Annotated in this window: 12 protein-coding genes; all 12 read left to right on the forward strand. The window is 61.7% G+C overall.

The window, feature by feature from the left end:
- Positions 1-57 precede the first annotated feature (57 nt).
- Positions 58-510, forward strand: a complete 453-nt coding sequence (rplK, locus tag G3572_RS11695) for a 50S ribosomal protein L11 (RefSeq protein WP_164611977.1) — start codon at positions 58-60, stop codon at positions 508-510.
- A gap of 5 nt (positions 511-515) precedes the next feature.
- Positions 516-1,211 (forward strand): 50S ribosomal protein L1, encoded by a 696-nt coding sequence (gene rplA, locus G3572_RS11700; RefSeq protein WP_164611979.1) that lies wholly within the window; start codon positions 516-518, stop codon positions 1,209-1,211.
- A gap of 230 nt (positions 1,212-1,441) precedes the next feature.
- Positions 1,442-1,957 carry a 50S ribosomal protein L10 gene (gene rplJ / locus G3572_RS11705; protein WP_164611981.1) on the forward strand — a complete coding sequence of 172 codons (516 nt, stop codon included), beginning with the start codon at positions 1,442-1,444 and terminating at the stop codon, positions 1,955-1,957.
- A 66-nt stretch (positions 1,958-2,023) separates the two neighbouring features.
- Complete coding sequence (rplL, locus tag G3572_RS11710) at positions 2,024-2,401, forward strand: 50S ribosomal protein L7/L12 (RefSeq protein ID WP_164611983.1); 378 nt, start codon at positions 2,024-2,026, stop codon at positions 2,399-2,401.
- Positions 2,402-2,640: 239 nt separating this feature from the next.
- Positions 2,641-6,774, forward strand: coding sequence for a DNA-directed RNA polymerase subunit beta (gene rpoB / locus G3572_RS11715; protein WP_164611985.1), 4,134 nt, complete (start codon positions 2,641-2,643; stop codon positions 6,772-6,774).
- A 108-nt stretch (positions 6,775-6,882) separates the two neighbouring features.
- Complete coding sequence (rpoC, locus tag G3572_RS11720) at positions 6,883-11,124, forward strand: DNA-directed RNA polymerase subunit beta' (protein ID WP_164611987.1); 4,242 nt, start codon at positions 6,883-6,885, stop codon at positions 11,122-11,124.
- A 252-nt stretch (positions 11,125-11,376) separates the two neighbouring features.
- Entirely contained in the window at positions 11,377-12,591 is a 1,215-nt protein-coding gene (locus tag G3572_RS11725) for a metallochaperone AztD (protein ID WP_164611989.1), read from the forward strand.
- Positions 12,592-12,748: 157 nt separating this feature from the next.
- Positions 12,749-13,627, forward strand: coding sequence for a DMT family transporter (locus tag G3572_RS11730; protein WP_164611991.1), 879 nt, complete (start codon positions 12,749-12,751; stop codon positions 13,625-13,627).
- 279 nt (positions 13,628-13,906) lie between these two features.
- The gene (rpsL, locus tag G3572_RS11735) at positions 13,907-14,278 is read left to right on the forward strand and encodes a 30S ribosomal protein S12 (protein ID WP_100195923.1); all 372 of its coding nucleotides are present in this window, start codon (positions 13,907-13,909) and stop codon (positions 14,276-14,278) included.
- An 11-nt stretch (positions 14,279-14,289) separates the two neighbouring features.
- Positions 14,290-14,760 (forward strand): 30S ribosomal protein S7, encoded by a 471-nt coding sequence (rpsG, locus tag G3572_RS11740; RefSeq protein WP_100195924.1) that lies wholly within the window; start codon positions 14,290-14,292, stop codon positions 14,758-14,760.
- Positions 14,761-14,769: 9 nt separating this feature from the next.
- Positions 14,770-16,896: an elongation factor G gene (fusA, locus tag G3572_RS11745; RefSeq protein WP_164611993.1), complete on the forward strand. Its 2,127-nt coding sequence runs from the start codon at positions 14,770-14,772 to the stop codon at positions 16,894-16,896.
- Between the two features lie 88 nt (positions 16,897-16,984).
- The coding region (gene tuf / locus G3572_RS11750; protein ID WP_164612544.1) for an elongation factor Tu at positions 16,985-18,078 on the forward strand (1,094 nt) is incomplete at its 3' end.

Genomic DNA, 18,078 nt, shown 5'->3' on the forward strand with positions numbered 1-18,078 from the left:
GTGACGGACCGGACCACTAAACCGCATCTTAGGATGCAGTGACAAAGGAGAGGCCAGATGGCCAAGAAGATTATCGGCAGCCTCAAGCTGCAAGTCAAAGCGGGCCAAGCAAACCCGTCCCCGCCGGTCGGTCCGGCACTGGGTCAGCGCGGCCTGAACATCATGGCGTTCGTGAAGGAATTCAACGCCAAGACCGCGGACATCCAGCCCGGCACCCCGACGCCGGTCATCATCACCTACTACCAGGACAAGTCGTTCAGCCTCGAGCTGAAGACGGCTCCAGCATCCTTCCTGCTCAAGCAGGCTGCCGGTCTGCCTCCGGTTGGCAAGCGTAACCGCGCCAAGGGTTCGGTCAAGCCGGGCCATCAGGTGGCTGGCAAGGTGACCGTGGCGCAGATCCGCCAGATCGCCGAAACCAAGATGAAAGACCTGAACGCCAATTCGATCGAAGCGGCAATGCAGATCATCCTTGGCTCTGCCAAGTCCTGCGGCATCGAAGTGAAGGGCTGATCATCATGGCAAAAGTTGCAAAACGCACCGCTGCTGCGCGCGCCCTTTTCGACGGCAAAAACATGGTTTCCGTCGAGGATGCCGTTGCGCTGATCAAGAAGGCCGCTTCGGCCAAGTTTGACGAGACGCTGGAAATCGCGATGAACCTCGGCGTTGACCCGCGCCACGCCGACCAGATGGTCCGCGGTGTGGTCCAGCTGCCGAACGGCACTGGCAAGACCGTGCGCGTCGCCGTGTTCGCCCGTGGCGCCAAGGCTGACGAAGCCAAGGCCGCCGGTGCAGACATCGTTGGCGCCGAAGACCTGATGGAAACCATCCAGCAGGGCAAGATCGAGTTCGACCGTTGCATCGCGACGCCGGACATGATGCCGATCGTTGGCCGTCTGGGCAAGATCCTTGGCCCGCGCAACCTGATGCCGAACCCGAAGGTCGGCACGGTGACGATGGACGTGAAAACCGCTGTCGAAGCTGCCAAGGGCGGCGAAGTGCAGTTCAAGGTCGAAAAGGCCGGCGTGATCCATGCCGGAATCGGCAAGATCTCGTTCGACGATGCAAAGCTGGCTGAAAACGTCCGCGCTTTCGTCGATGCCGTGACCAAGGCCCGCCCGACTGGCGCAAAGGGCACCTATGTGAAGAAAGTGTCGCTTTCTTCGACGATGGGTCCGGGCGTTGCGGTCGACCTGACCTCGGCTTCGGCCTGAGGTTTTTGAATTCCCGACCCTTCGGGGAAGGGATGGCCGGGCGCACGCCGCCCGGTCCTGTCCGAGACGGTGGGTGGCCATCCGGCCTTAATTTCCTGCCTGAGATGGGGAACGAGACGATTTTCACCTTCGGGTGATCTTGGCCTACGGAACCCTTCGCGGACCCGAATGCCCCAGACCATCGGGGCCAACTTGAGCCGGGGGGAGACCCCCATACTTGGAGTGAAACTGTGGATAGAGCCCAGAAAGAGAAAGTGGTCGAGGAACTCGGCCAAATCTTCGAAAGCTCTGGCGTTGTGGTGATTGCTCACTACGCGGGAATGACGGTTGCACAGATGCAGGACCTGCGCGCGAAAATGCGCGAAGTAGGTGGGTCCGTTCGCGTTGCCAAGAACAAGCTCGCCAAGATCGCCCTTGAAGGCAAACCCGGCGCTAAAATGGGTGACCTTCTGACGGGCATGACTGTGTTTGCCTATTCGGAAGATCCTGTCGCTGCTGCGAAGGTGACCGAAGCCTATGCCAAGGGGAACGACAAGTTCGTGATCCTCGGCGGCGCAATGGGTGACACGGTTCTGGACCAGGCTGGTGTCAAAGCTGTTGCCTCCATGCCGTCGCGTGAAGAGCTTATCGCTCAGATCGTGTCGTGCATCGGTGCTCCTGCTTCGAACATCGCTGGTGCGATTGGCGCGCCTGCTTCGAACATCGCAAGCATCCTGTCGACCATCGAGGAAAAGGCTGCGGCCTGATCTTCGCGTCTCGCGTGGGTTGATCTCACGTCGTTGGAACCCCATCTTTATTAACGGAATGAAAAAATGGCTGATCTGAACAAACTCGCCGAAGACATCGTTGGCCTGACCCTGCTGCAGGCTCAGGAATTGAAAACCATCCTGAAAGACAAGTATGGCATCGAGCCCGCAGCTGGCGGCGCTGTCATGGTTGCTGGCCCGGCAGCTGGTGCTGCTGCTGCCCCGGCAGAAGAGCAGACCGAATTCGACGTCGTTCTGACCGACGCTGGCGCAAACAAGATCAACGTGATCAAGGAAGTGCGCGCGATCACCGGTCTGGGCCTGAAAGAAGCCAAGGATCTGGTCGAAGCTGGCGGCAAGGTGAAAGAGCAAGTCTCGAAAGCCGACGCAGAAGGCTTCAAGAAGAAGCTCGAAGAGGCTGGCGCCAAGGTCGAGCTGAAGTAATCGCGTTTGCGGAGCAATTCGCAACGATGACTTCCGGCTGGGGATGGAGGAATCCGTCCCCAGCCAAACGCGTCTTGAAAGGTGTTTCCGCGGAAACCCCTCTCCAGGTGCGGCGAGGCTCGGGAGCGGTCCTGCGGGACGGATCGCATGAATAGAGCCAACCCTCCTTCGCCAGCGGCGACTGAACGTGGCCCGACGTTCAATCGCCCGCGACACGACAGACAAAGGTGACGACGAGCATGGCGCAAGCTTACGTAGGCCAGAAACGCATCCGCCGCTATTATGGCAAGATCCGTGAAGTTCTGGAGATGCCGAACCTGATCGAGGTTCAGAAATCTTCTTATGATTTGTTCCTGAACTCGGGTGATGGCCCGAAGCCCGCCGATGGCGAGGGGATTCAGGGAACCTTCCAATCGGTGTTTCCGATCAAGGACTTCAACGAAACGGCCGTTCTTGAATTCGTGAAATACGAGCTGGAAAAGCCCAAGTATGACGTTGACGAATGCCAGCAGCGCGACATGACCTATGCCGCGCCGCTGAAGGTCACCTTGCGCCTGATCGTGTTCGATGTCGACGAAACCACCGGCGCCCGGTCGGTCAAGGACATCAAGGAACAGGACGTCTACATGGGCGACATGCCCCTGATGACCTCGAACGGGACGTTCATCGTGAACGGCACCGAGCGTGTGATCGTCAGCCAGATGCACCGGTCGCCCGGTGTGTTCTTCGACCATGACAAGGGCAAGACCCATTCCTCGGGCAAACTGCTGTTCGCCTGCCGCATCATCCCGTATCGCGGCTCGTGGCTGGACTTCGAGTTTGACGCGAAAGACATCGTGTTCGCCCGTATCGACCGCCGCCGGAAACTGCCGGTGACGACCCTGCTCTATGCCCTTGGCATGGATCAGGAAGCGATCATGGACGCTTACTACAACACCGTGAATTACCGCTATGTGAAGAACAAGGGCTGGGTCACCAAGTTCTTTCCCGACCGCGTGCGCGGCACCCGTCCGACGTTCGATCTGGTCGATGCCTCGACCGGCGAAGTCATCCTCAAGGCCGGCGAGAAAGCCACGCCGCGCATGGTCAAGAAGTGGATCGACGAGGGCGAGATCACCGAACTGCTGGTGCCCTTCGATCATATCCTTGGCCGCTATGTCGCCAAGGACATCATCAACGAAGAAACCGGCGAGATCTGGGTCGAAGCGGGTGACGAGCTGACTTGGGAACTGGACCGTGACGGCGAGGTCAAGGGCGGCAGCGTCAAGGTGCTGCTGGATCAGGGCATCACCGATATTCCGGTTCTCGACATCGATAACGTCAACGTCGGCCCCTACATCCGCAACACGATGGCTGCCGACAAGAACATGGGCCGCGACACCGCGCTGATGGACATCTACCGCGTCATGCGTCCGGGCGAGCCGCCGACCGTGGAAGCGGCAAGCCAGCTGTTCGACACGCTGTTCTTCGACAAGGACCGCTATGACCTGTCCGCCGTTGGCCGGGTCAAGATGAACATGCGCCTCGATCTGGGCAAGCCTGACACCCAGCGCACGCTGGACCGCGACGACATCATCGCCTGCATCAAGGCACTGACCGAACTTCGCGACGGCAAGGGCGAGATCGACGACATCGACCACCTCGGCAACCGCCGGGTCCGCTCGGTCGGCGAATTGATGGAGAACCAGTATCGCGTCGGCCTTCTGCGGATGGAGCGGGCGATCAAGGAACGCATGTCTTCGGTCGAAATCGATACGATCATGCCGCAAGACCTGATCAACGCCAAACCGGCTGCGGCTGCGGTGCGTGAATTCTTCGGCTCCTCGCAGCTGTCGCAGTTCATGGACCAGACCAACCCGCTGTCGGAAGTGACGCACAAGCGCCGCCTGTCGGCGCTCGGGCCGGGCGGTCTGACCCGCGAACGCGCAGGCTTCGAAGTCCGCGACGTCCACCCGACCCACTACGGCCGGATGTGCCCGATCGAAACGCCCGAAGGTCAGAACATCGGTCTGATCAACTCGCTGGCCACCTTTGCCCGCGTGAACAAATACGGCTTCATCGAAACCCCGTACCGCAAGGTGATCGACAACAAGGTGACCGACGAGGTTGTCTATATGTCGGCGACCGAAGAGATGCGCCACACGGTTGCTCAGGCAAACGCTGCGCAGGATGCCGAGGGCCGCTTCACGGATGACCTGATTTCCAGCCGGAAAGCGGGCGAATTCATGCTGAACCCGCCAGATGCGATCGACCTGATCGACGTCTCGCCCAAGCAGCTTGTTTCGGTCGCGGCCTCGCTGATCCCCTTCCTTGAAAATGACGACGCCAACCGCGCACTCATGGGTTCGAACATGCAGCGTCAGGCGGTTCCGCTGTTGCAGGCCGACGCACCCTTCGTGGGCACCGGCATCGAAGCCGTGGTGGCTCGCGACTCTGGTGCTGCCATCATGGCGCGCCGTGCCGGCATCATCGATCAGGTGGACGCGACCCGTATCGTCGTGCGCGCCACCGAGATGCTGGAACCCGGCGAGCCGGGTGTCGACATCTACCGTCTGCGCAAGTTCAAGCGCTCGAACCAGTCGTCCTGCATCAACCAGCGCCCGCTGGTTAAGGTCGGTGACACGGTGGAACGGGCACAGGTCATCGCCGATGGCCCTTGCACCGATTTCGGCGAACTGGCCCTTGGCCGGAACGTGATCGTCGCCTTCATGCCGTGGAACGGCTACAACTATGAAGACTCGATCCTGATTTCGGAACGCATCCTGCGCGACGACGTGTTCACCTCGATCCACATCGAGGAATACGAAGTCGCCGCCCGTGACACCAAGCTTGGGCCCGAGGAAATCACCCGCGACATTCCGAACGTGGGTGAAGAAGCGCTGCGCAACCTCGACGAGGCGGGCATCGTCTACATCGGGGCCGAAGTGCAGCCGGGCGACATTCTGGTCGGCAAGATCACCCCCAAAGGTGAATCGCCGATGACGCCGGAAGAAAAGCTGCTGCGCGCCATCTTCGGTGAAAAGGCGTCTGACGTGCGCGACACGTCGCTGCGCCTGCCGCCGGGGGCTTATGGCACCATCGTTGAGGTGCGTGTGTTCAACCGCCACGGTGTGGACAAGGACGAACGCGCGCTCCAGATCGAGCGTGAGGAAGTCGAACGCCTCGCCCGCGACCGTGACGACGAATTGGCCATCCTCGAGCGTAACATCTATGCGCGCCTCAAGACGCTGATCATGGGCAAGACTGCCGTGAAGGGTCCGAAGGGCATCAAGGCCGGCTCGACCATTGACGAGGAACTGCTGGGCACGCTGTCGCGCGGCCAGTGGTGGCAGCTTGCCCTTGGCGAAGAAGCAGAGGCCAAGGATGTCGAGGCCCTGCATGACCAGTTCGAAGCCCAGAAGCGCGCGCTCGAGCACCGCTTCGAGGACAAGGTCGAAAAGGTCCGTCGCGGCGACGATCTGCCTCCGGGCGTGATGAAGATGGTCAAGGTCTTTGTGGCGGTGAAGCGCAAGCTGCAGCCGGGCGACAAGATGGCCGGACGTCACGGCAACAAGGGCGTTATCTCCAAGGTCGTTCCGATCGAGGATATGCCGTTCCTCGCCGATGGCACCGCAGTCGACCTCGTGCTCAACCCGCTCGGCGTGCCGTCGCGGATGAACGTGGGGCAGATCCTTGAAACCCATATGGGGTGGGCCGCACGCGGTCTGGGCCTCCAGATCGACGAGGCTCTGAAAGAGTATCGCCGCAAGGGAGATCTGACGCCTGTCAAGGAAGCCATGCGGATCGCTTACGGTGAAGACACCTATGCCGAGGCTTTCGCGGATCGTGACGACGACGATCTGCTGGAACTGGCGGGCAACGTGACCAAGGGCGTGCCGATTGCGACCCCGGTCTTCGACGGCGCCAAAGAGGCTGACGTGAACGACGCGCTGACACGCGCAGGTTTCGACACCTCGGGCCAGTCGGTGGTGTTCGATGGCCGCACGGGTGAGCAGTTCCAGCGCAAGGTGACGGTGGGCGTGAAATACATGCTCAAGCTGCACCACCTTGTCGACGACAAGCTGCACGCCCGCTCGACCGGGCCTTACTCGCTGGTCACCCAGCAGCCCTTGGGCGGTAAGGCACAGTTCGGTGGTCAGCGTCTGGGGGAGATGGAGGTCTGGGCCCTGGAAGCCTACGGCGCCGCCTACACCCTGCAGGAAATGCTGACGGTGAAGTCGGACGATGTGGCAGGCCGGACCAAGGTTTACGAGTCGATCGTCAAGGGCGAGGACAACTTCGAGGCCGGCGTGCCGGAATCGTTCAACGTTCTCGTCAAGGAGGTCCGCGGTTTGGGCCTCAACATGGAACTCCTGGATGCGGAGGAAGAGTGACGTCGTTTCAGGAGGGTGCGTGCAAGCACGCACCCTACCCAGAGACCGTAGGGTGCGTGCTTGCACGCACCACACCTTCCCCCGCCGCCCCCATTCATAAGGTATGAAATGAACCAGGAACTCAGCACCAACCCGTTCAACCCGGTTGCGCCGCTCAAGACCTTTGACGAAATCAAGATCTCTCTGGCCTCGCCAGAGCGCATCCTGTCGTGGTCCTTCGGCGAGATCAAGAAGCCGGAAACCATCAATTACCGGACCTTCAAGCCCGAGCGTGACGGCCTGTTCTGCGCCCGTATCTTCGGGCCGATCAAGGATTACGAATGCCTCTGCGGCAAATACAAACGCATGAAGTATCGCGGCGTCGTCTGCGAAAAGTGCGGCGTTGAAGTCACGCTCCAGAAGGTGCGTCGCGAGCGGATGGGCCATATCGAGCTCGCCGCCCCCGTCGCGCACATCTGGTTCCTGAAGTCGCTGCCGTCCCGGATCGGCCTCATGCTGGACATGACGCTGCGCGATCTGGAACGCATCCTCTACTTCGAAAACTATGTCGTCATCGAGCCGGGTCTGACCGACCTGACCTACGGCCAGCTGATGACCGAGGAAGAATTCCTCGACGCGCAGGACCAGTATGGCGCCGACGCCTTCACCGCCAACATCGGCGCTGAAGCGATCCGCGAAATGCTGGCAGCCATCGATCTGGAACAGACTGCCGACACGCTCCGCGAGGAACTCAAGGAAGCAACGGGCGAGCTGAAGCCGAAGAAGATCATCAAGCGCTTGAAGATCGTGGAGTCCTTCCTCGAGTCGGGCAACCGCCCCGAGTGGATGGTGCTGACCGTGCTTCCGGTGATCCCGCCGGAACTGCGCCCGCTGGTCCCGCTGGACGGCGGCCGCTTTGCCACGTCTGACCTCAACGACCTCTACCGCCGCGTCATCAACCGCAACAACCGCCTGAAGCGGCTGATCGAACTGCGCGCGCCGGACATCATCGTCCGGAACGAAAAGCGGATGCTGCAGGAAGCGGTCGACGCGCTCTTCGACAACGGCCGTCGCGGCCGCGTCATCACGGGCACCAACAAGCGCCCGCTGAAGTCGCTGTCGGACATGCTGAAAGGCAAGCAGGGCCGGTTCCGTCAGAACCTGCTCGGCAAGCGCGTCGACTTCTCGGGCCGTTCGGTCATCGTCACGGGGCCGGAACTCAAGCTGCACCAGTGCGGCCTGCCGAAGAAGATGGCGCTCGAACTGTTCAAGCCCTTCATCTACTCGCGTCTGGAGGCCAAGGGCCTGTCCAGCACCGTGAAGCAGGCGAAGAAGCTGGTCGAGAAGGAACGCCCCGAGGTCTGGGATATCCTGGATGAAGTCATCCGCGAACATCCCGTGCTTCTGAACCGCGCGCCGACGCTGCACCGTCTGGGTATCCAGGCCTTCGAGCCGATCCTGATCGAAGGCAAGGCGATCCAGCTGCACCCGCTCGTCTGCTCGGCCTTCAACGCCGACTTCGACGGTGACCAGATGGCAGTCCACGTCCCGCTGAGCCTTGAGGCCCAGCTGGAAGCGCGCGTCCTGATGATGTCGACCAACAACGTGCTGTCGCCCGCCAACGGCGCGCCGATCATCGTGCCGTCGCAGGATATGGTTCTTGGCCTGTATTACACGACCATGGAACGCAAAGGCATGGTCGGCGAAGGCATGGTCTTCACCAATGTGGACGAGGTGGAACACGCCCTGTCCGCCGGTGCCGTGCATCTTCATGCCAAGATCAAGGCGCGCATCAAGCAGATTGACGAGCATGGCAACGAAGTGTGGAAGCGCTTTGACACCACGCCGGGCCGTCTGCGTCTGGGCAACCTTTTGCCTCTGAACGCCAAGGCTCCGTTCGATCTGGTCAACCGCCTGCTGCGGAAAAAAGACGTGCAGAACGTCATCGACACCGTCTACCGCTACTGCGGCCAGAAAGAGTCGGTGATCTTCTGTGACCAGATCATGACGATGGGCTTCCGTGAGGCGTTCAAGGCTGGCATCTCGTTCGGCAAGGACGATATGCTGATCCCCGAGAACAAGTGGGACATCGTCGGCGAAGTCCGCGATCAGGTGAAGGAATTCGAACAGCAGTATATGGACGGCCTGATCACCCAGGGCGAGAAGTATAACAAGGTTGTCGATGCCTGGTCGAAGTGCAACGACAAGCTGACCGAAGCCATGATGTCGACCATCTCGGCCCCCCGTTTCAACGCCGAAGGCGCGGAACAGGAACCGAACTCGGTCTATATGATGGCCCACTCCGGTGCGCGGGGTTCGGTCAGCCAGATGAAACAGCTGGGCGGGATGCGCGGCCTGATGTCGAAGCCGAACGGCGCGATCATCGAAACGCCGATCATCTCGAACTTCAAGGAAGGTCTGACCGTTCTTGAATACTTCAACTCGACCCACGGTGCCCGTAAGGGTCTGTCGGACACGGCGTTGAAGACGGCAAACTCGGGTTATCTGACCCGTCGTCTGGTGGACGTGGCGCAGGATTGCATCGTTCGCGCCCATGATTGCGGCACCGACCGGGCGATCACCGCGCAAGCGGCTGTCAATGATGGCGAAGTGATCCAGACGCTGGCAGACCGCGTTCTGGGCCGCGTCTCGGCCGATGACGTGCTGGTTCCCGGCACCGACGAAGTGCTGGTGGCCGCCGGTGAGCTGATCGACGAGCGTCGTGCCGACCTGATCGAACAGGCCGGCATCGCGGTCATGCGCATCCGCTCGCCGCTGACCTGTGAGGCGGAAGAGGGCGTCTGCGCCATGTGCTACGGGCGTGACCTTGCCCGCGGCACCTTGGTCAACTCGGGCGAGGCTGTCGGCATCATCGCCGCCCAGTCCATCGGGGAACCGGGGACCCAGCTTACGATGCGGACCTTCCACATCGGGGGTATTGCGCAGGGTGGTCAGCAGTCGTTCCTCGAGGCCAGCCAAGAGGGCAAGATCGAGTTCCGGAACGCCAACCTGCTGGAAAACGCCAATGGCGAGCAGATCGTGATGGGCCGGAACATGTCGATCGCGATTGTCGATGATGCCGGTCAGGAACGGGCGGTGCACAAGATCACCTATGGCTCCAAGATCCACGTCAAGGACGGGGCCGAGGTGAAGCGCGGCGCCAAGCTGTTCGAATGGGACCCCTACACCCTGCCGATCATCGCCGAAAAAGGCGGTGTGGCGAAGTTCGTCGATCTGGTTTCGGGGATCTCGGTCCGCGAAGATACCGACGATGCCACCGGCATGACGCAGAAGATCGTGGCCGACTGGCGCTCCGCGCCGAAGGGCAATGATCTCAAGCCAGAGGTCATCATCATGGACCCGTCCACCGGAGAGCCGGTGCGCGGCGAGAATGGCAATCCGATCAGCTACCCGATGTCGGTGGATGCGATCCTGTCGGTCGAAGACCAGCAGGATATCAAGCCCGGCGACGTGGTGGCCCGTATCCCGCGCGAAGGCGCCAAGACCAAGGACATCACCGGGGGTCTTCCCCGCGTGGCGGAATTGTTCGAAGCCCGCCGTCCGAAGGACCACGCGATCATCGCCGAGATGGACGGCTATGTCCGCTTCGGCAAGGACTACAAGAACAAGCGCCGCATCACGGTCGAGCCGGTCGATGAGACCATGCAGGCCGTGGAATACATGATCCCCAAGGGCAAGCACATTCCCGTTCAGGAAGGCGACTTCGTCCAGAAGGGTGACTACATCATGGACGGCAACCCGGCTCCGCATGACATCCTGCGGATCATGGGGGTCGAGGCGCTTGCGAACTATATGATCGACGAGGTGCAGGACGTTTACCGGCTGCAGGGCGTGAAGATCAACGACAAGCATATCGAGGTCATCGTCCGGCAGATGCTGGTGAAGCTCGAGGTGCTTGACGGGGGCGACACCACGCTGCTGAAGGGCGAGCAGGTCGAGAAGATCGAGCTGGAGGAAGAGAACCAGAAGGCCCGCAATCGTGGCGGGCGCGAGGCGAAGGCCGAGCCGGTGCTGCTGGGGATCACCAAGGCGTCGCTTCAGACCCGGTCGTTCATCTCGGCGGCCTCCTTCCAGGAGACCACGCGGGTGCTCACCGAGGCTTCGGTGCAGGGCAAGCGGGACAAGCTGGTCGGCCTGAAAGAGAACGTCATCGTCGGCCGGTTGATCCCGGCAGGCACGGGCGGGGCGACCAGCAAGGTCAAGAAGATCGCCGCGGATCGGGACACAAACGTGATCGAGGCGCGTCGGGGTGAGGCCGAGCAGGCCGCTGCCCTTGCTGCTCCGATGGAGGACGTGATCGATCTGGAGAAGGAAGTCGGTCTGGCCGACCCCTTTGACAGCCGCGACTGAGACCCTGCCGGTCTGATCTGAAGATGACCCCCGCCTGCAGCGATGCAGGCGGGGGTTTTTCTTTGTCCCCTGTGTTACAAGGCTACGGATGTAATGAAATCAACTACTTAACCCTCGCGTGTTAATGATTTGGCAAGGAATGGCCGGTTCTGGCGCGGGGGAGCAGACCGAAACCGATTTTCCCGCATTCGTCTCTGGCTATCAGTTATGTTATACTATAACAACATCCCACATCTGACAAAGGAGGTGGGGATGACCCGCATTTCATCTGCGGCCAGCAATGTGCTGGCCTTGGCCACGCTGACGGCGCTGGCTGGAACGGCAGTCTGGGCCGAAGGCACGACAGAGAGCCAGTACCGGCTGTTCATCGGGGATCACGCGCAGGGTGTCGTGCGGGCCTTTGATGCCGAAACCGGCGACGCCCTGGCCGAGTTCGCCATCGACATGACGCCTGCGCTGACCGCGAGCGCAAGTGGCCGCACGGTTTTTGCGGTGCAGGGCGATGCGGGCAAGGTGGCGGTGATCGACACCGGCCTTGCGGTGGAGGACCACGGCGACCATGCCGATCTGAAGGTCAGCGATGCGGCACTACTGGACCTGACACTGACCGGCACCAAACCGGCGCATGTGGTGGACGGATCGGGCCGGATCGCGCTGTTTGATGATGGCACGGGCGCTGTGACGGTCTTTGACGAAAGCGCGCTGCATGAGGGCAGCTTTGTGCCGCAAGTGCTGGAGCCGGGGGCGGCCCATCACGGCCTTGCCGCGCCGATGGGTGCCTATCTGGTGGTGTCGATGCCGGGAGAAACGCCGGAGGAGCCACGGCGCGGGCTGAAGCTGTTGGACCAGTCCGGCGCGCAAGTGGGCGAGGGCGTGGACTGCCCCGGTGTTCACGGGCAAGCGCAATCGGCACGGGTCTTTGCCTTTGGCTGCAAGGATGGTGTGGTGCTGGCGACGCCGGGGCCATCGGGCGGCGCACCGCAGTTCCAGCACCTGCCGACGGCAGATCTGGGAGAGGGGAATGTCTCGACCCTCAAGGGTGGCACCGCCTTGCAGGTGTTTCTGGGCAATTACGGGGCCGATGCCGTGGTGCTGATCGAACCGGGCAGCGATACCCCGTTCCGCAAGGTTGACCTGCCGACCCGGCGGGTGGATTTCGCGCTGGACCCTGTGAAGGCGCGCAATGCCTATATCCTGACGGAAGACGGGCAGTTGCACCTGCTGGACATTCTGTCGGGCGAGATCACGCAGAGCGTGAAGGTGACGGAGCCCTATTCGATGGACGGTCACTGGCGGGACCCGCGCCCGCGTCTGGCGGTGGCGGGCGACCATATTGCCATCACCGATCCGTTGCAGGGGCTGGTGCGGATGATCGCGACCGACACCTTTGCCGAAGTGCGCAAGATTCCGGTGGCGGGTGTGCCCTATACCATCGTCGCGGCCGGCGGGTCGGGCGCGTCGCATTAGCGCAGGGCAAAGGGCGGGCTGAAAGGCCCGCCCATTTCACGCGGTGCGCCATGACAGGGCGGGCCGTTTCCTAACCCCAGATTGTAACCCACACATCTCTGCCCCTTTCCGGCAGGGCCTGCCCGGCCTAAGCAGGGACCGAGGGCAGGAGACGGCGATGCAGCTTTCCGATAACGCGCGCGGCGCGGTCTATATGATGGTGGCGATGGCGGCCTTTACGCTGAACGACACCGCGATGAAGGCGCTGACGCAGGATGTGCCGCTGTTTCAAGCCATTACGCTGCGTGGAGGGCTGATGCTGGCAGGGCTGATCGTGCTTGCCAAGCTGATGGGCCAGTGGAAACCGCTGCTGACGCGGCGGGATGGCAAGATCATCGGGCTGCGCTGCATTGCCGAGATTGTTTCAACGGTGCTGTTTCTGGCCGCGCTGATGCATATGCCGCTGGCCAACCTGTCGGCGATCATGCAGGCGCTGCCGCTGGCGGTGACGCTGGCGGCGGCGCTGGTGTTCAAGGAACGGATCGGCTGGCGGCGGATGACCGCCATCCTGATCGGTTTTGTCGGGGTGCTGATCGTCATTCGCCCCGGACCCGAGGGCTTTGATATCTGGTCGCTGATGGGGCTGCTTTCGGTGCTGTTCGTGGTGGTGCGCGATCTGAGCACCCGCAGCGTCAGCCGCGAGGTGCCGTCGGTGATGGTGGCGGTCTGGTCTGCGGTGGCGGTGACGGGTGCGGCGGCCCTGACCAGTCTGGCCGAAGGCTGGCAACCGCTGACGGCGGGGCAGGGGGTGCTGGTGGTCGCGGCCTCGGCGGCGCTGGTGGTGGGCTATCTGTTCGCGGTGATGGTGATGCGGGTGGGGGACATCGGCTTTGTGGCCCCGTTCCGGTATACGGCGCTGATCTGGGCGATCCTGCTGGGCTGGCTGGTATTCGGCGCGCTGCCCGACCCGCTCACGCTGATGGGGGCGGCCCTGGTGGTGGCGACGGGCATCTTCACCCTGTGGCGCGAGCGCAAGGTCAAGGCCCGCCCGGCCTGATGCCGTCAAGGCAGCAAGGGGGGCTGCTGTTGACATCGGACGCGACTCCCCCTATACGCCCGCCTATCTGACATGCGGAGAGATCGGCATTTCGGAGCCAGAATGCTTGATGTGGTCAAGATCCGGGCTGAAAATGCCCCGATCCTCTGGAAGTCCACCGCGTCATCCCTGCGCTGGGGATGGATGCGGTTTTGTGCTTTGCGATTCGCGCTTGGCACACGTCGAGAAGCAGTGTCCCGAGGTTCGGGGCGAGTATTGACAGCAACACGAGGAACGTGAATGCCGACTATTCAGCAGCTCATCCGCAAACCGCGGGAGCCTAACGTGCGCAAGACCAAGTCGCAGCACTTGGAAGCTTGCCCCCAGAAGCGCGGCGTTTGCACCCGCGTCTACACCACCACCCCGAAGAAGCCGAACTCGGCTATGCGGAAAGTCGCCAAGGTGCGTCTGACCAATGGCTTTGAGGTCATCAGCTACATTCCCGGTGAAAAGCACAACCTTCAGGAACACTCCGTGGTTCTGATCCGTGGCGGCCGTGTGAAAGACCTTCCGGGTGTGCGTTACCACATCCTGCGCGGTGTTCTGGATACCCAGGGCGTGAAGGAACGTCGTCAGCGTCGTTCGAAGTATGGCGCGAAGCGTCCGAAGTGAGGGTTTGAAACATGTCTCGTCGTCACGCCGCTGAAAAACGCGAAATCCTGCCCGATGCCAAGTATGGTGACCGGGTTCTGACCAAGTTCATGAACAACCTGATGCTGGACGGAAAGAAATCCGTTGCAGAATCCATCGTCTATGGCGCGCTGTCCCGTGTGGAGACCCGCCTGAAGCGCGAACCGATCCAGGCTTTCCATGAGGCGCTGGAAAACGTGAAACCTTCCGTCGAAGTGCGTTCGCGCCGCGTCGGTGGTGCAACGTATCAGGTTCCCGTCGAAGTGCGCTCCGAGCGCCGCGAAGCTCTGGCCATCCGCTGGCTGATCATCGCTGCCCGCAAGCGCAACGAGAACACCATGGAAGAACGTCTGGCTGCCGAACTCTCGGACGCGGTGAACAACCGTGGCACCGCCGTGAAGAAGCGCGAAGACACCCACAAGATGGCCGACGCGAACAAAGCGTTCAGCCACTACCGCTGGTAAGGGGTTTACATGGCACGCGACTATCCGCTGGATCGCTACCGGAACTTCGGCATCATTGCGCACATTGATGCCGGCAAGACCACCACGTCCGAGCGCATCCTGTATTACACAGGCAAGTCCCACAAGATCGGCGAGGTGCATGACGGCGCCGCGACGATGGACTGGATGGAGCAAGAGCAGGAGCGTGGGATCACCATCACCTCTGCTGCGACCACCACCTTCTGGAACCGCCAGATCGATCCCGGCACCGACGGGTCCGACAAGTCCAAGAAGTACCGCTTCAACATCATCGACACCCCCGGCCACGTCGACTTCACCATCGAGGTGGAGCGTTCGCTCGCCGTTCTCGACGGTGCTGTCGTTCTGCTGGATGGCAACGCAGGTGTGGAGCCGCAGACCGAAACCGTGTGGCGTCAGGCTGACCGCTACAAGGTTCCGCGGATCGTGTTCGTCAACAAGATGGACAAGACCGGCGCCGACTTCATGAAATGCGTGCGCATGATCAAGGACCGGACCGGCGCGAATGCTGTTCCGATCGTCCTGCCGATCGGTGCCGAAGACAAGCTGGAAGGCATCATCGACCTCGTGACCATGGAAGAATGGGTCTATGAGGGCGAAGACCTTGGCGCATCCTGGAAGCGCCAGCCGATCCGTGCCGAGCTCAAGGACGAAGCCGACGAATGGCGCCTGAACCTGCTGGAAACGGCAGTCGGTCAGGACGACGAGGCGATGGAAGCCTATCTGGAGGGCAACGAGCCCACTCCGGAAAAGCTGCGCGAGCTGATCCGCAAGGGCACGCTGGCCATCGAGTTCATCCCCGTGATGGCCGGTTCCTCGTTCAAGAACAAGGGCGTGCAGCCTCTCCTGAACGCCGTGATCGACTATCTGCCCAGCCCGCTCGACGTGCCGCCCTACATGGGCTTTGCGCCGGGTGACGAGACGGAAACCCGTAACATCGCCCGTTCGGCCGATGACGAGCAGCCCTTCTCGGCGCTGGCGTTCAAGATCATGAACGACCCCTTCGTGGGTTCCTTGACCTTTACCCGCATCTATTCGGGCAAGCTGGCCAAGGGCGACGCGATGATGAACGCGACCAAGCAGCGCAAAGAGCGCGTTGGCCGCATGATGATGATGCACGCCATCGAGCGTGAGGAAATCACCGAAGCCTTCGCAGGCGACATCATCGCGCTTGGCGGTCTGAAAGAGACCACCACCGGCGACACCCTGTGCGACCCGGCAAACCCCGTCGTTCTGGAAACCATGACCTTCCCGGTCCCGGTGATCGAGATCGCGGTGGAACCGAAGACCAAGGCCGACCAGGAAAAGATGGGCATCGCCTTGGCCCGTCTGGCTGCCGAAGACCCGTCCTTCCGTGTGGAAACCGACCTCGAATCGGGCCAGACGATCATGAAGGGCATGGGCGAACTTCACCTCGACATCCTCGTCGACCGTATGCGTCGCGAGTTCAAGGTCGAGGCGAACATCGGTGCGCCGCAGGTGGCTTACCGCGAAACGATCTCGCGCGAGCATGAAATCGACTACACGCACAAGAAGCAGACCGGTGGTACCGGCCAGTTCGCGCGCGTGAAGCTGGTGATCTCGCCGACCGAACCGGGCGAAGGCTATTCGTTCGAGTCGAAGATCGTGGGTGGTGCTGTTCCGAAGGAATACATCCCCGGCGTCGAAAAGGGCATCAAGTCGGTCATGGACTCCGGTCCGCTGGCAGGCTTCCCGGTGATCGACTTCAAGGTCGCGCTGATCGACGGCGCGTTCCACGATGTCGACTCCTCGGTGCTCGCGTTCGAAATCGCCTCGCGTGCAGCCATGCGTGAAGGTCTGAAGAAGGCCGGCGCGAAACTGCTGGAACCGATCATGAAAGTCGAAGTCGTCACCCCGGAAGAATACACCGGCGGCGTCATCGGCGACCTGACCTCGCGTCGGGGCATGGTCACGGGTCAGGACAGCCGTGGCAACGCCAACGTGATTTCGGCGATGGTTCCGCTGGCCAACATGTTCGGCTACATCAACACGCTGCGCTCGATGACCTCGGGCCGTGCCGTGTTCTCGATGGAGTTCGACCATTACGACGCGGTTCCGCAGAACATCTCGGACGAGATCCAGAAGAAATACGCTTAATCCGGTGTGGCGGGGAGAACCCCGCCCTACCACCCCTGTAGGGCGGGGCAACCCGCCGCATCCGATCCCTGAATGAGGAGTTGCCCAGATGGCAAAGGCAAAGTTTGAACGGACCAAACCGCACGTCAACATTGGCACGATTGGCCACGTTGACCACGGCAAGACGACGCTGACGGCGGCGATCACGAAGTACTACGGCGAATTCCGCGCCTATGACCAGATCGACGGTGCGCCGGAAGAGCGCGCCCGCGGGATCACGATCTCGACCGCACACGTGGAATACGAGACCGCGAACCGCCACTACGCCCACGTCGACTGCCCCGGCCACGCTGACTATGTGAAGAACATGATCACCGGCGCCGCGCAGATGGACGGCGCGATCCTGGTGTGCGCCGCCTCGGACGGCCCGATGCCGCAGACGCGCGAGCACATCCTGCTCGGCCGTCAGGTCGGCATTCCCTACATGGTCTGCTACATGAACAAGGTTGACCTTGTTGATGACGAAGAGCTGATCGAACTGGTGGAAATGGAAATCCGCGAGCTGTTCTCGTCCTACGAATACCCGGGCGATGACATTCCGATCGTCAAGGGCTCGGCCCACCAGGCGATGATCGGCGAGCGCAAGGACATCGGCGAAGACTCGATCCACGCCCTGATGAAGGCCGTCGACGAATACATCCCGACCCCGGCCCGCGCTGTTGACCAGCCGTTCCTGATGCCGATCGAAGACGTGTTCTCGATCTCGGGCCGCGGCACCGTTGTCACGGGGCGTGTGGAGCGCGGCGTGATCAACGTCGGCGACGAAGTCGAGATCGTCGGCATCCGCGACACCAAGAAGTCGGTCTGCACCGGCGTCGAGATGTTCCGCAAGCTGCTGGATCGTGGTGAGGCTGGCGACAACGTCGGCGTTCTGCTGCGCGGCATCGACCGTGAAGGCGTGGAGCGTGGGCAGGTTCTGTCGAAGCCGAAGTCGGTGACGCCGCACACCAAGTTCGAAGCTGAAGCCTATATCCTGACCAAGGAAGAAGGCGGCCGTCACACGCCGTTCTTTGCGAACTACCGTCCGCAATTCTACTTCCGCACCACCGACGTGACCGGGATGGTCCAGCTGCCGGAAGGCACCGAGATGGTGATGCCGGGCGACAACCTGAAGTTCAACGTCGAACTGATCGCCCCGATCGC

Origin of the sequence: Pseudotabrizicola algicola, assembly GCF_010915705.1 — a bacterium.
Taxonomy (GTDB): Bacteria; Pseudomonadota; Alphaproteobacteria; order Rhodobacterales; family Rhodobacteraceae; genus Pseudotabrizicola; species Pseudotabrizicola algicola.